This window comes from Pinisolibacter sp. (genome assembly GCF_036782435.1).
Taxonomy (GTDB): Bacteria; Pseudomonadota; Alphaproteobacteria; order Rhizobiales; family Ancalomicrobiaceae; genus CALBKH01.
On the sequence record NZ_DAIPZB010000011.1, the window covers coordinates 1 to 13,381 of the forward strand.

Annotated in this window: 11 protein-coding genes; 5 read left to right on the forward strand and 6 right to left on the reverse strand. The window is 69.2% G+C overall.

Annotation, left to right across the window (positions count from 1 at the left end):
* Window positions 1-182 precede the first annotated feature (182 nt).
* The 5 genes from V7Q42_RS06505 to V7Q42_RS06525 all read right to left on the reverse strand — a co-directional run bounded on the left by V7Q42_RS06505 (window position 183) and on the right by V7Q42_RS06525 (window position 4,649).
* On the reverse strand, window positions 183-893 hold the full coding sequence (locus tag V7Q42_RS06505) for a M48 family metallopeptidase (RefSeq protein ID WP_333823083.1): 711 nt from the start codon (window positions 891-893) through the stop codon (window positions 183-185).
* A 59-nt stretch (window positions 894-952) separates the two neighbouring features.
* A complete protein-coding gene (locus V7Q42_RS06510) occupies window positions 953-1,393 on the reverse strand; it encodes a DUF2852 domain-containing protein (RefSeq protein ID WP_333823084.1) in 441 nt (146 codons plus the stop codon).
* A 229-nt stretch (window positions 1,394-1,622) separates the two neighbouring features.
* Window positions 1,623-2,861: a polyhydroxyalkanoate depolymerase gene (locus V7Q42_RS06515; RefSeq protein ID WP_333823085.1), complete on the reverse strand. Its 1,239-nt coding sequence runs from the start codon at window positions 2,859-2,861 to the stop codon at window positions 1,623-1,625.
* Between the two features lie 172 nt (window positions 2,862-3,033).
* Window positions 3,034-3,852 (reverse strand): ABC transporter permease, encoded by an 819-nt coding sequence (locus V7Q42_RS06520; RefSeq protein ID WP_333823086.1) that lies wholly within the window; start codon window positions 3,850-3,852, stop codon window positions 3,034-3,036.
* Complete coding sequence (locus V7Q42_RS06525) at window positions 3,849-4,649, reverse strand: ABC transporter ATP-binding protein (RefSeq protein ID WP_333823088.1); 801 nt, start codon at window positions 4,647-4,649, stop codon at window positions 3,849-3,851. Before V7Q42_RS06525 ends, V7Q42_RS06520 begins: the two co-directional genes overlap by 4 nt.
* A 171-nt stretch (window positions 4,650-4,820) precedes the next feature.
* On the opposite strand from V7Q42_RS06525, the gene V7Q42_RS06530 reads away from it, so the two are divergent.
* Together V7Q42_RS06530 and V7Q42_RS06535 are read left to right on the forward strand one after the other, a co-directional pair.
* Window positions 4,821-6,173, forward strand: a complete 1,353-nt coding sequence (locus tag V7Q42_RS06530; RefSeq protein WP_333823089.1) for an ActS/PrrB/RegB family redox-sensitive histidine kinase — start codon at window positions 4,821-4,823, stop codon at window positions 6,171-6,173.
* A 124-nt stretch (window positions 6,174-6,297) separates the two neighbouring features.
* Complete coding sequence (locus V7Q42_RS06535; RefSeq protein WP_333823196.1) at window positions 6,298-6,855, forward strand: ActR/PrrA/RegA family redox response regulator transcription factor; 558 nt, start codon at window positions 6,298-6,300, stop codon at window positions 6,853-6,855.
* 114 nt (window positions 6,856-6,969) lie between these two features.
* Here the strand turns inward: V7Q42_RS06535 and V7Q42_RS06540 are convergent, their stop codons facing one another.
* Entirely contained in the window at window positions 6,970-8,412 is a 1,443-nt protein-coding gene (locus V7Q42_RS06540; RefSeq protein WP_333823090.1) for an NAD(P)/FAD-dependent oxidoreductase, read from the reverse strand.
* Window positions 8,413-8,663: 251 nt separating this feature from the next.
* On the opposite strand from V7Q42_RS06540, the gene V7Q42_RS06545 reads away from it, so the two are divergent.
* The 3 genes from V7Q42_RS06545 to V7Q42_RS06555 all read left to right on the forward strand — a co-directional run bounded on the left by V7Q42_RS06545 (window position 8,664) and on the right by V7Q42_RS06555 (window position 13,378).
* Window positions 8,664-10,994 (forward strand): methyl-accepting chemotaxis protein, encoded by a 2,331-nt coding sequence (locus V7Q42_RS06545; protein WP_333823091.1) that lies wholly within the window; start codon window positions 8,664-8,666, stop codon window positions 10,992-10,994.
* Between the two features lie 146 nt (window positions 10,995-11,140).
* Complete coding sequence (wrbA, locus tag V7Q42_RS06550; RefSeq protein ID WP_333823092.1) at window positions 11,141-11,740, forward strand: NAD(P)H:quinone oxidoreductase; 600 nt, start codon at window positions 11,141-11,143, stop codon at window positions 11,738-11,740.
* 174 nt (window positions 11,741-11,914) lie between these two features.
* Window positions 11,915-13,378 (forward strand): sodium:proton antiporter, encoded by a 1,464-nt coding sequence (locus V7Q42_RS06555; RefSeq protein ID WP_442958169.1) that lies wholly within the window; start codon window positions 11,915-11,917, stop codon window positions 13,376-13,378.
* Window positions 13,379-13,381: the final 3 nt, after the last annotated feature.

The window sequence follows — 13,381 nt, forward strand, 5'->3', positions numbered from 1 at the left end:
AGTGAATCACGTCAGTAGACGGTCGTCGAGGGCTATCCGCGCACAGGTCTCCTCACACTGGGCTCATGAAATTCGGACTCGTCCGAGTTTCATGAGAGTCACGGCCTGGCCGGCCGACGCCCGTTCGGGCTTGCCTTCGCCGACGATGTTTCGAAAAGGCCGAAACTTCGTCGGGAGCCGTCTCACTCCACGCCATAGGAATGCAGCGCCGAGCCGTTGAGTTTCAGCCAGCGGCGGCCCTCGTCCATGCGCGGGCAGGTCTCGCGCACCAGACGCCAGAAGCGGATCGAGTGGTTCATTTCTCGGAGATGTGCCACCTCGTGGGCGGCGAGATAGTCGAGCACGTGCGGTGGCGCCAGGATCACCCGCCAGGAGAAGGAGAGCTCTCCTTCCGCGGTACAGGATCCCCAGCGTGACCGCGTGTCCTTGATGCGGATCGCCCCGCTCTTCACCCCGAGCCGCGCCGCGTGGGTCGCCACCGCCGGCACCAGCTCGGCGTGGGCCGAGCGGCGCAGGAAGTCGCGCACCCGTCGCGCCATGTGTTCGGGTCGTCCGGCGACGCACAGGAGCGGCGCCTCGACGTCGCCGGTCGCCGGTTCCACCCAGACGGTGCCGCGCTTTTCCGGGCGATGATGAAGGAGATGCGGCGTGCCGCGGAAAGGGACCAGCGCCCCCGGTGCGAAAGCGACCGCGGCGGGCCTCCGCGCCAGCCGTTCGGCGAGCCAGCCGCTGTGGCGCTCGAGGAAGTCGAGCCCGTCGGCGAAACGTGCGTGGGCGGGGACGGTCAGCACCGGGTCGCCGTGGCCGGCGCTCATGCGCAGGGTGAAGCGCGACGCCCGCGGCGAAACTCTGACCGCGACGCGAACGTCGCGGCCGGCGATGGGGACGGTCACGTGCTCGGGGGGCGCCGCACGTGCCGTCCGGCGGGGTCCGAACCCGAACACGCGGAACCTCAGGTGCGGGTCGGGTCGCCGTCGCGCATGCGGCGGGCGGCGCGTTCGGCCTTGAAGCGGTCGAACTCCTCCTGGTCGCGGGCGCGGCGCAGATGCGTCATGTAGGCTTCGAACTCGCGGCGCTCCTCGTCGAGGCGCCGGCGTTCGGCCTCGAGCCGCTCCAGTTCGGCGGCACGATAGGCGTCGAAAGCCGCGTTGCCGGTCGAGCCGAAGCCCGTCCCACCGAACCCGGCGGAGCCGAAGCCGCGGCGCATCTCGGCGGCGAAGCGGGAGCGCTCGTAGCCGTTGCGCACGCCGGCGAAGAACGCCTGCATCCGGTCGCCCCAGATCATGTAGGCGAGCATGGCGAGCCCGAGCGGCCACGCGACGACGAAGCCGAGCACCATCAGGCCGATGGACAGGGGATGGAAGCCGGGACGGATCACGGGATCGGCGCGCATGGGCGGGACCTCTCGAAGACGCCTCGCATACCCTCACCCGACCGGGAGGATCCCGGGTCGGTGGGTCGGTCGTCACAGGGAAGCATCTGGTCCCGGCGGGCCCCGGTTTCAAGATCCCCGCCGCGGGTCATCGGCGATGGCGTCGTCCGACCGCGTCTCCGACCGAGCCCGACGGCGCGGCGCGCGGACGGCGCCGCGAGCCGCGCGGTTCGTCGGCCTCACCCCGCCGTCAGGCGGCGGGGCGGGCGTGGCGGCGGATGAACTCGGCGATACGCGGCTGGATGTTGGCGCGGAACTTCGAGCCGTTGAAGACGCCGTAGTGGCCGACGCCGGGCTGGACGTAGTCCTGCTGCTTCTCCGGGGCGAGGTTCACGCACATGGTGTGCGCCGCCTGGGTCTGACCCGGCCCGGTGATGTCGTCGAGTTCGCCCTCGACGGTGAACAGCGCCGTGTCGCGGATCTCCGACGGCTTCACCAGCCGATTGCGGTGGGTCATCTTGCCTTCGGGCAGGGCGTGCTCAAGGAAGACGACGCGGATCGTCTGGAGATAGAACTCCTTGGTGAGGTCCATCACCGCCAGATACTCGTCGTAGAAGTCGCGATGCTTCTCCGCCGAATCGCCGTCGCCGACGATCAGGTGCTGGTAGAAGTCCTTGTGGGCGGAGACGTGCCGGTCGAGGTTCATCGACATGAAGCCGCCGAGCTGCAGGAAGCCCGGATAGACCTCGCGCAGGAAACCGGGATTGGGGAACGGCACGCGCATGATGACGTTGCGCTCGAACCACGCCATGCCCTTGGTGTGGGCGACCTTGTTGACCGCGGTCGGCGAGATGCGGGTGTCGAGCGGGCCGCCCATCAGCGTCATGGTCGCCGGCGCCAGCGGATCGCGATCCTCGTTCATCAGCGACACGGCGGCGAGCACCGGCACCGACGGCTGGCACACCGCGATGATGTTCACGTTCTCGCCGAGGTGATGGATCATCTCGATGACGTAGTCGATGTAGTCGTCGAGATCGAAGCCGCCCTCGGTCAGCGGCACCATGCGGGCGTCGATCCAGTCGGTGATGTAGACCTCGTGGGCCGGCAGCATCGCCTCGACCGTGCCGCGCAGCAGCGTCGCGTAGTGGCCCGACATCGGCGCGACGATCAGCACCTTGGGATCGGCGGGGCGATCCTTGCGGATTTCGCGCTCGAAATGGACGAGATGGCAGAAGGGCTTCTGCCAGACGACCTTCTCGACGACCGGAACCTCCTTGCCGTCGACCACCGTCGCCGGCAGATCGAAGGCCGGCTTGCCGTAACGGCGCGTGGCCCGTTCGATCACCTCGAAGGTCGCCGCCAGCGACCGCCCCACCGAGGTGTTCGCCCACGGATTGAGGGGGTTGGAAACGGCCATGTGCCCCATTTCCGCGGCGACGCGCAGCGGACGAAGAGCGGCGTGGTTCAGTTCGTAGAGCTGATAGAACATGTCCCCTCGAGGCGGTTCTCCGAGCCAGCCGGCATTTCAATCGATTACTTCGCCGGTTTCCAGCCCGAGGCCGAGGTTCATCCATCGGTAATTCGTCTTAGCCGGCGAGGATGCCGCACCGCAACACGAAAGATCTTTCGCCGATGAAGCTCTTACCGCGATGCACCCGCCGTCATTCGCCCTGCTGGAGCAGCGAGCCGGCCCGGCGCGCCGCCGCCAACAACCGGTAGAAGACGAAGACCGCCGCGGTGAACCACAGCGCGTTCATGGCGAAGGCGGTCGCCATCAGGTCGATTCGGAACGTGTGGGTGACGAGGATCGCCCGCATGCCCTCGAAGACATAGGTGGTGGGCAGCGCCCAGGCGATCGGTTGAACGATCGCCGGCAGAGTGGCGACCGGATAGTAGACGCAGGTGATCGGCATCAGGAGGAACATCAGCGACCAGGCGAGCGCCTCCGCCCCCATGCCCTGCCGGAGCAGGATGCCGATGATGACGAGGCCGATCGACCAGCCGGCGATCACCAGATTGACGAAGAATACCGCCAGCGGCAGCCCCAGCCCCCAGACGTTGAAGCCGAACAGCGGGATCGCCAGAAAGGTCACCGGGATCATGCCGATGGCGAGGCGGATGATCGAGATCACCATCAGCGAGACGATGAACTCCGAGGGTTTCAGCGGGCTCATCAGCAGGTTGCCGAGATTGCGCGACCACAGCTCTTCCAGGAAGGCGAAGGCGAAGCCCTGCTGGGAGCGTAGGAGCACGTCCCACAAGAGCAGTCCGCCGACGAACAGACCGGCCGCATTGGCGAAGAACGACGAGTTCTGCGCCACGTAGAGCTGGACGAAGCCCCAGGTCAGCATCTGCACCGTCGGCCAGTAGATCAGTTCCACCGCCCGCGGCCAGGAATTGGAGAGGAGATACCAGTAGCGCAGCACCATCGCCCCGACCCGGGTGAAGGAGAAGCCGCCGGCTCCGCGGGTCGCGCTCATGGCTCCACCTCCTCGCGCTGCGCCGCCGCCGGCTCCGCGCCCTCGGCGCGAGTGCCGCGGGCGACGTCGAGGAACACCTCCTCGAGCGTGTCGCGACCGTAGCGACGCAGGAGATCGCTCGGCGACCCGCGATCTTCGATGCGGCCGCGCCGCAGGATGACGACGTCGTCGCACAGTCGCTCGACCTCGGGCATGTTGTGCGAGGCGAGCAGGATTGTGGCGCCGGTCGCGGCCCGATAGGTCTCGAGCCGGCCGCGCACCCAGTCGGCGGTGTCGGGGTCGAGCGACGCGGTCGGCTCGTCGAGGAGCAGCACCTCCGGTGAGTTGAGCAGCGCTTTGGCCAGCGCCACCCGCGTCTTCTGCCCGGCCGAGAGCTGACCCGCCTTGCGGTCGACGAAGGCGGCGAGGTCGAAGTCCTCGACCAGTTCGGCGATGCGGGCCTTCAGGTTCTCCACCCGATAGAGTCGGCCGAACACCGTCAGGTTCTGCCGCACCGTCAGGCGATGCGGCATGTCGACGTAGGGGCTCTCGAAGTTCATCCGTTCGAGCAACACGGCCCGCTCGCCCGGCATGTCGTGGCCGAGAATGCGGATCGTCCCGGCGTCGGGCAGGATCAGCCCCATCAGCATGCCGATGGTGGTGGTCTTGCCGGCGCCGTTGCCGCCGAGGAGCCCGGTGACGGTGCCCCGCGCCACCTCGAAGGAGATGCCGTCGACGGCGGCGACGGCGCCGAACCGTTTGACGAGATCGCGGACCTCGATGGCGAAGCGGGGCTCGTGTGCCGGCGCGGCGGGCATGGCGCGGGTCCGTTCGAGATGGAATGTGGGGCGGCGCGGGATCGGGCGATGGTCGCGGCCACTCGATCGTCGTATAGACTCGCCATCGGCGCGGCGGAAGGCCGGTCACGCGCCGGATCGCGGGAACGTGACGGCGACGAACCGCGCCGAACGAGGCAGAGGAGAGCCGGGATGTTGGGTGTCCTGTCGGACTTCGGCGACAGTTCGATCCGTTCGCTGAAGCTCGACACGCTGGTCAAGCTCAGATGGCTCGCCGTCGCCGGACAGACCGCGGCGGTGCTCTTCGTCCGCTTCGGCCTCGGCTTCCATCTGCCGCTGGTCTCCTGTTTCGTGCTGATCGGCGCCTCGGTGGCGCTCAATCTGGCGCTCCGCTTCCAGTTCTCCACCATCCACCGTCTCGACGGCATCCACGCCACGGTGCTGCTCGGCTACGACGTCATCCAGCTCTCGGGGCTGCTCTATCTGACCGGCGGGCTGGAGAATCCCTTCGCCTTCCTGGTGCTCGCCCCGGTGCTGGTCTCCTCCGCCTCGCTGCCGCCGCGCTCCACCGCGCTGCTCGGTGTGGTCGTGGCGGTCTTGGTGACGCTGCTCGCCGGCTTCCATCTGCCGCTGCCCTGGGGCTTGGTCTCGCCGCCGTCGCTGCCGCCGCTCTACGTGCTCGGCACCTGGCTCGCCATCCTGCTGACGCTGTCCTTCTCGGCCCTCTACGCCTTCCGCGTCGCCGACGAATCGCGTCGCCTCGCCGAGGCGCTCGCCGCCACCGAACTGGTTCTCCAGCGCGAACAGCATATGACCGCCCTCGACGGCCTCGCCGCCGCCGCCGCCCACGAACTGGGCACGCCGCTCGGCACCATCGCCGTGGTCGCCCGCGAGATGGAGCGGGAACTGGCCCCCGGCTCGCCGCTCGCCGACGACGTGGCGCTGTTGCGCTCCCAGTCGGAGCGCTGCCGCGACATCCTGCGCAAATTGTCGTCGATGGGCGCCGATCCGGACGCCTACTACGTGCGCCTGTCGATCTCGGCTCTGATCGACGAGGTGGTCGAACCCTTCCGCGACACCGGACCCCGGCTGGCGGTGAAATGCGCCGGCGACGGAGCCGAACCGATCGGCCGCCGCAATGCGGCGATTCTCTACGGCCTCGGCAACATCGTCGAGAACGCCGTCGACTTCGCCGAGAGCGAAGTGTCGATCTTCGCCACCTGGAACGACGAGCAGGTGACCATCACCATATCCGACGACGGCCCGGGTTTCTCCACCGCGGTCATCGACCGGCTCGGCGAACCCTGGGTGACGACCCGCGAGCCGATGATGGAACGCGCCGTCGATCACGTCGGCGGTGGTCTCGGCCTCGGTTTCTTCATCGCTCACACCTTCCTGCAGCGCTCCGGCGGCAAGGTCACCTGTTCCAACAAACCCTTCCCGGCGCACGGCGCCGAGATCCGCGTCGTCTGGCCGCGTGGCCTGATGGAAGCGGCCGAGATCGAGGGTCTGCCGGAGCCTCCCGACCCGCCACGTTCACCCTGATCCGCGGAGCTGCGACGGTGGCCCGCCTAGGGTATTGATGCGAAAGGCGTCTCGACCTACACTTCGCCTCCCCAGGGAGGATCTCGCCGAGGAGAGCGGGAAGGTGGATCAGCGGGTGACGACGATGACCGAGGAGCCGGTGTTCGACAGTCCCGACGCCGACAAGACGCTGTTGATCGTGGACGACGACAAGCCGTTCCTGCAGCGGTTGGCGCGGGCCATGGAACTGCGTGGTTTCGAGGTCGATGTGGCCGGATCGATCGCCGAGGGGCTGGCACGGGTCGAAGCTCGCGCGCCGGCCTACGCGGTCGTCGACATGCGTCTCGGTGACGGCAACGGCCTCGACGTGGTCGAAGCGCTGCGCGAGAAGCGCCCGGATGCCCGCACCGTGGTGTTGACCGGCTACGGCAACATCGCCACCGCCGTGACCGCGGTGAAGCTCGGGGCGACCGACTATCTCTCCAAACCCGCCGACGCCGACGAGGTGATGCGGGCGCTGATCCGCTCGACGGACGATCGCGCCCCGCCGCCGGAGAACCCGATGTCGGCCGACCGGGTGCGTTGGGAGCACATCCAGCGGGTCTACGAGCTGTGCGAACGCAACGTCTCGGAGACCGCCCGCCGGCTCAACATGCACCGCCGCACCCTGCAGCGCATCCTCGCCAAGCGCGCCCCGCGCTGAGCCGCGGATCCGCGACCACGATTATCGACGGCGCCGCCTTCGGGTCGGCGCCGGTTTCGTGTCCGCCCGACGAATTCGGCATGCCCGCCGCACTGCGTCTCCGGCCGACCGTGGTCACCTGCCGAGGAAGCGCACCACACCGCGCCCGGCGGCGCGGCCGGTGGAGAAGCAGGCCTGCAGCAGATAGCCGCCGGTCGGCGCCTCCCAGTCCATCATCTCGCCGCAGACGAACACCCCGGGCAATCGTTTCAACTGGAAGTCGGGGCCGACCTCGGCGAGAGCGATGCCGCCGGCCGAGGAGATGGCGCGGTCGAGCGGCCGGGCGGCGGTGACGCGGATCGGTACCGCCTTGATCAGGCGAGCGAGTTCGTCCGGCTCGCTCGGCAGCGCCTTGCCTGCGCCTTCCCGCAACAGTCCGATCGCCACCGGCGGCAGGCTCACCGCCTTGCGCAGCCGGTTGGCGAGGCTGTCGCCCTTGCGCCCCTTGGCGAGCGCCGCGGCGATCTCCGCGGCGTCCGCCGACGGTTTCAGGTCGAGCCGGATCTCGGTCGGCCCACCTGCCGCGATCGCCTCGCGCAACGGCGCCGAGAGGCCGTAGATGGCGCCGCCCTCGAGCCCGTCGTCGGTCACCACCGCTTCACCGATGGACACGCGATCGTCGAAGCGGATGGCGATGCGCTTCAACGGCTCGCCGGCGAATCGCGATCGGAAGACGTCGGACCAGGGCACGGTGAAACCGCAGTTGGTCGGCCTGAGCGGCGCGATCTCGACACCTTCGGCCGAAAGGATCGCGGTCCAGCTCCCGTCGGATCCCAGCCGCGGCCAGCTGGCGCCGCCGAGCGCCAGCACCACCGCATCCGCGGCGAGCCTTTCCTCGCCCTGCGGTCCGACGACGGTGACGCCGCCGGGGGCGAAGCCGGTCCACCGGGTTCGAGTGCGGAAGGTGACGCCCCGCTCGGTGAGGCGGCGGCTCCAGGCCCGCAGCAGCGGCGACGCCTTGAAGGAGCAGGGGAAGACGCGCCCCGACGTGCCGACGAAGGTCTCCTCGCCGAGGCCGCGGGCCCAGTCGCGCAGGTCGCCGGGGGTGAAGGCGGCGATCGCCGGCGTGAGGAAGGCTTCCGCGGCGCCGTAGCGCGCGAGGAAGCGGTCGCCGGCTTCGGAATGGGTGAGGTTGAGCCCGCCGCGCCCGGCCATCATCAGCTTGCGGCCGATGGACGGCATGCGTTCGACCACGCTCACCCGGTGACCGGCGTCGGCGATCGCCTCCGCCGCCATCAACCCGGCCGGTCCCCCACCGATCACCACGACTTCGCGCTCGTTGACGCCCATCTGTTCCCTTCCAGCCCGGTCGGCATCGCGATGCGGTGACGCCGCGGCAGCGACCTCGTGCACCTCCGATAGCGGACCGTCCCCCAACGTGTCGAGACGACACTCTCGACAAAAATACCAGAACTTTCGTCGTGGCTTACGCCACTTCGGCAGAGTGCCGTCACGATGCGGTGAAGGGCGCGGAAAGATGATGCTTCGTCGCAGTGTTTTTCCGGATGCGTGGCGCATTTCTATCGGGCGTCGAGATCACGAGGAACGTCGAGCGGGCCGGATACGACGGAATTCCGCGGCGTTCGGGTCGCCCGACGTGACTCGTGCCGCCGGCGCCTCTGCCGGTGATGAACCGGAAAGGTGAAGCTCGACCCGTCTCTCCCGCATTGCGCGAAGCCGCCGCCGTCCTCGGTGAGGACGACTAACCCTGCGTTAATCGTGGACGGTTTCGATGACGTCGGTCCCGCCCATCACCACCGGATCCCGTCATGACCCGCTTCTTCACGCGCACTGCCATCTCGGTTCGAATCGCCGTTCTCTGCCTCATTCCGATGCTCGCCCTGATCTTCGTCGGCGCGCGGATGTTGTCGCGGGAATGGGATGTCGCCGGCGATGCCGCCAGCGTCGTGCGGGTGGTGCGGCTGGCGCCGGCGATCTCGGGTCTGGTGCACGAACTGCAGAAGGAGCGGGGAACGTCGGCCGGCTTCCTCGGATCGAAGGACGGAGCGTTCACCGCCGATCTGGCGGCGCGTCGCGCCGAGACCGATGCCGCGCTGGCGGCGTGGCGCGCCGCCCTCGATCGGCCCGTCGGCCGCCTCGACTTCCCCGGCTTCGTGCGTCCCTTCGACGCCTCGACGAAGGCGCTCGCCGATCTGGCGGCGGTCCGCGCCGGGGTCGACGGCCGCTCACGGCCGCTCGCCGAGGTCACCGGGTGGTATTCGAGCACCATCGCCGACCTTCTCGCCATGGTCGAGAGCGTGGTGGCGATCACCGACGACGGCCGGGTGGTGCGGGCGCTGACCGCCTACGGCGCGCTGCTCGAGCAGAAGGAACGCGCCGGCCAGGAGCGGGCGATGGGCGCCGCCGGCTTCGGCGCCGGCGCCTTCGCCGCGCCCGTGCGTCGCGCCTTCGTCCGGCTCGGCGCCATGCAGGAGACGCACGAGGCGACGTTCCGCCGCTATGCCGAACCCGGCGAGGTCGCCGCGTTCGACGCCGCTCTCGCCGGGGCGGTCGGTGGCGAGGTCGCGCGCATGCGCCGGGTGGTTCTCGAAACCCCGGTCGACGGCCACATCACCGGGGTCGAGGGGCCGCAGTGGTTCGCCGCCGCGACGGCGCGCATCGACGCGATGAAGTCGGTCGAAGATGCGCTCGCCGGCGCCATCGTCGCCGACGCCGAGACCATCGCCGCGCGCGCCTGGACCGGCTTCTGGGCGATCGCCGTTCTTCTGGCGTTTCTGACCGTGGCCATCGCGGTGATCACCGTGATCGTCGCCCGCTCGGTCGCGGTACCGATCGTCCGGCTCGCCGGCACCATGCGCCGCATCGCCGGCAACGACACCGCCGTCGAGATCGTCGACGTTCATCGCGGCGACGAGATCGGCGAGATGGCCCGCGCCGTCGAGGTGCTGCGCGAGAGCGTCGTCGTCCGCTTCGGCCTCGAACGGACGACCCGCGCCGATCGCGAGCGCGAACGGATGCGCCGTCTGCACGTCGAATCGGCGGTCTCCGACTTCCGCCGCACCATCGCCGACACGCTCGGCGCGGTCGACGGCGAGACCACGACGATGCGCGACAGCGCCGCGACGCTGACCCGCGTGGCCGGCTCGGCGGCGAACGAGGCCGTATCGGTCGAACACGCCTCCAACGGCGCCTCCGGCGACGTCCAGACGGTCGCCGCCGCGACCGAGGAACTGGCCGCCTCGATCCGCGAGATCGCCGGTCAGGCCCATCGCGCCAGCGTCATCGTCGCCTCGGCGACCGACAAGGCGATCGCCACCGATCGCGACGTCTCGTCCCTGGCGGAAGCGGCGAACGAGATCGGCACGGTGGTCGATCTCATCCGCGCCATCGCCGGCCAGACCAACCTCCTCGCCCTCAACGCCACCATCGAGGCGGCGCGTGCCGGTGAGAGCGGTCGCGGCTTCGCGGTGGTCGCCGCCGAAGTGAAGTCGCTCGCCCGTCAGACCGAGGAGGCGACCTCGGCGATCGCCGATCAGATCGCCGCGATCCAGGGCTCGACCAACCATGCCGTCGCGGCGATCCGCGACATCGCCGTGACCGTCGGCGAGATCTCGAACGTCACCACCACCATCGCCTCGGCGGTGGAGGAACAGGAAGCCGCCACCCGCGAGATCGCCCACTCGGTGCAGTCGGCCTCCGACGGCACCGCCCGGGTGGCCGCCAGCGTGCACGGCGTCAACGACGCCATCGCCGCCACTTCGCAGGAGGCGGTGCGGGTGCGCTCGGCCTCCGGCCTCCTGTCGGACGCCGCCGCGGCCCTGTCGCGCGCCGTCGAGGGCTTCCTCCACGAGGTCGAGCGCGATGTCGAGGAGCGGCGCTCCGACACGCGTATCCGTACGCAGGAGGCGGTGGTACTGCTGTTCGGCGGCCGGCGGTCGGCGACGACGATGCTCGACGCCAGCGAGGTCGGCTGCCGCGTCGAGGCGGTCGCCGACGTCGCCCCGGGCGATCGCGGCACGGTGGAATTCGGCGACGGCACGAGGGTCGAGGCCGCGGTGGTGCGTCGCGGCGCCTCCGATCTCGGCCTTCGGTTCATCGAACCGCTCGCCGACCTGGAGGTCCACGTCCGGGCGGCGTGAGCCGAGCGCCGATCGTCCAATATCGTCGAACGGTCCTTTCGCCGACCGAGGAATGGCGGAAGCGCCGCCGTTGCCCCAAGTCCTCGTCCTGGACGCCGATCCCCTCGGATCGGCACGGTGAACGGGCCCGATCGGGAGACGACGACATGACCAAGGTGCTGGTGCTCTACTATTCGACCTACGGCCACATCGAGGCGATGGCGAACGCGGTCGCCGAAGGCGCGCGTGCGGCCGGCGCCGAGGTGGCGGTGAAGCGTGTGCCGGAGACGGTGCCGGAGGCGGTCGCCCGGGGCGCCCATTTCAAGCTCGATCAGGCGGCGCCGATCGCCACCGTCGAGGAACTCGCCGAATACGACGCCATCGTCTTCGGCGCGCCGACCCGTTTCGGCACCGTCGCCTCGCAGATGCGCTCCTTCATCGACCAGACCGGCGGTCTGTGGTTCCAGGGCAAGCTGATCGGCAAGGTCGGCTCGGCGTTCACTTCGTCGGCGACCCAGCACGGCGGGCAGGAATCGACCCTCCTCGGCTTCCTGCCGACCCTGCTCCACCACGGCATGGTGGTGGTCGGCCTGCCCTATTCCTACGCCCCGCAGATGACGCTCGACGAGATCGCCGGCGGCTCGCCCTACGGCGCCACGACCATCGCCGCCGGCGACGGCTCGCGCCAGCCCTCGAAGAACGAACTCGACGCCGCCCGCTTCCAGGGCCGGCACGTCGCCGAGATCGCGGCGAAGCTCGCGAGCTGAGACCGGGCCGGCGAACCCGCCGGCCTCGCCGATCGCATCCGGGTCTCTCGGCGATCGGCGCGGCCGGCGTTGCCGCATGGCAACAGTCCGCATCCCTGCCACGCCACCCTGCTGCACCGGCGATCACTCATGCTAGTCTCCGGCGGACGAAGGCGGGGGGCAGGCATGACGACGATGCGACGAATTCACCAGGGCACGGCTCACGTGGCGCGACGGGGCGCGGTCCTCGCAGCCGCGACCACGACCCTCGTCCTGGCCACCTCGGCGGCTCATGCCGCCGAAGCGCACGGTATCGACGGGGCGGCGCTCACCGGTTGGTGGGCCATCCCCTTCGTCGGCATCCTCCTGTCGATCGCCATCATGCCGCTCGCGGTGCCGCACTTCTGGCATCACCACTACGGCAAGGTGGCGGCGGCCTGGGGTGTCGCTTTCGTCGTGCCCTTCGCGGTCCTCTACGGCGCCGGGCCGACCGGCGGCGAGGTGCTGCACACCGCGCTGCTCGAGTATATCCCCTTCGTCATCCTGCTGTGGGCGCTCTTCACCATCTCCGGCGGCATCCTGATCACCGGCAACCTGCACGGCAGCCCGCGCCTCAACACCTCGATCCTCGCCATCGGCACGGTGCTCGCCTCGCTCATCGGCACCACCGGCGCCTCGATGGTTCTGATCCGGCCGCTGCTCAGAGCCAACGACGAACGCCTCCACAACGTTCACGTGGTGGTGTTCTTCATCTTCCTGGTCTCCAACATCGGCGGCTCGATGACGCCGCTCGGCGATCCGCCGCTGTTCCTCGGCTATCTCAAGGGCGTCGGCTTCTTCTGGACGACGATCCACATGGTGGAGGAGACGATCTTCGCCGCCGGCATCCTGCTCGCCCTGTTCTTCGTCGTCGATCGCCACCTCTACCACAAGGACGAGGCCTTCAAGGCGCTCCGCGACCCCACCCCCGACACGCCCGGCATCGGCATCGAGGGGCGCCGCAACATCCTGCTTCTCCTCGTCGTGGTCGGTGGCGTGCTGCTCTCCGGTTCGTGGAAGCCGGGGATCTCCTTCCACGTCGGCGGCATCGAGATCGAACTGCAGAACATCGCCCGCGACGTCATCCTGCTCGCCGCCGGCATCACCTCGCTGTTCGTCACGCCGAGGCGCATCCGCGAGGCCAACGAATTCGGCTGGGGACCGATCCTCGAGGTCGCCAAGCTCTTCGCCGGCATCTTCGTCACCATCATCCCGGTCATCGCCATGCTGAAGGCCGCCCAGAACGGCGCCTTCGCCCCGCTCGTCGCGCTGGTCAACCACGCCGACGGCAGCCCCAACAACGCCATGTATTTCTGGCTGACCGGCATCCTGTCGTCGTTCCTCGACAACGCTCCGACCTATCTCGTCTTCTTCAACCTCGCCGGCGGCGATCCGCAGCATCTGATGAACGACATCCCCTGGACGCTGCTCGCCATCTCCTGCGGCGCGGTGTTCATGGGCGCCAACAGCTACATCGGCAACGCCCCCAACTTCATGGTCAAGGCGATCGCCGAGGAGGGCGGCGTCAAGATGCCGAGCTTCTTCGGCTACATGGTCTGGTCGTTCGGCATCCTGATCCCGCTCTTCGGCCTGATCACGCTCGTCTTCTTCCGCTGGTGAGGC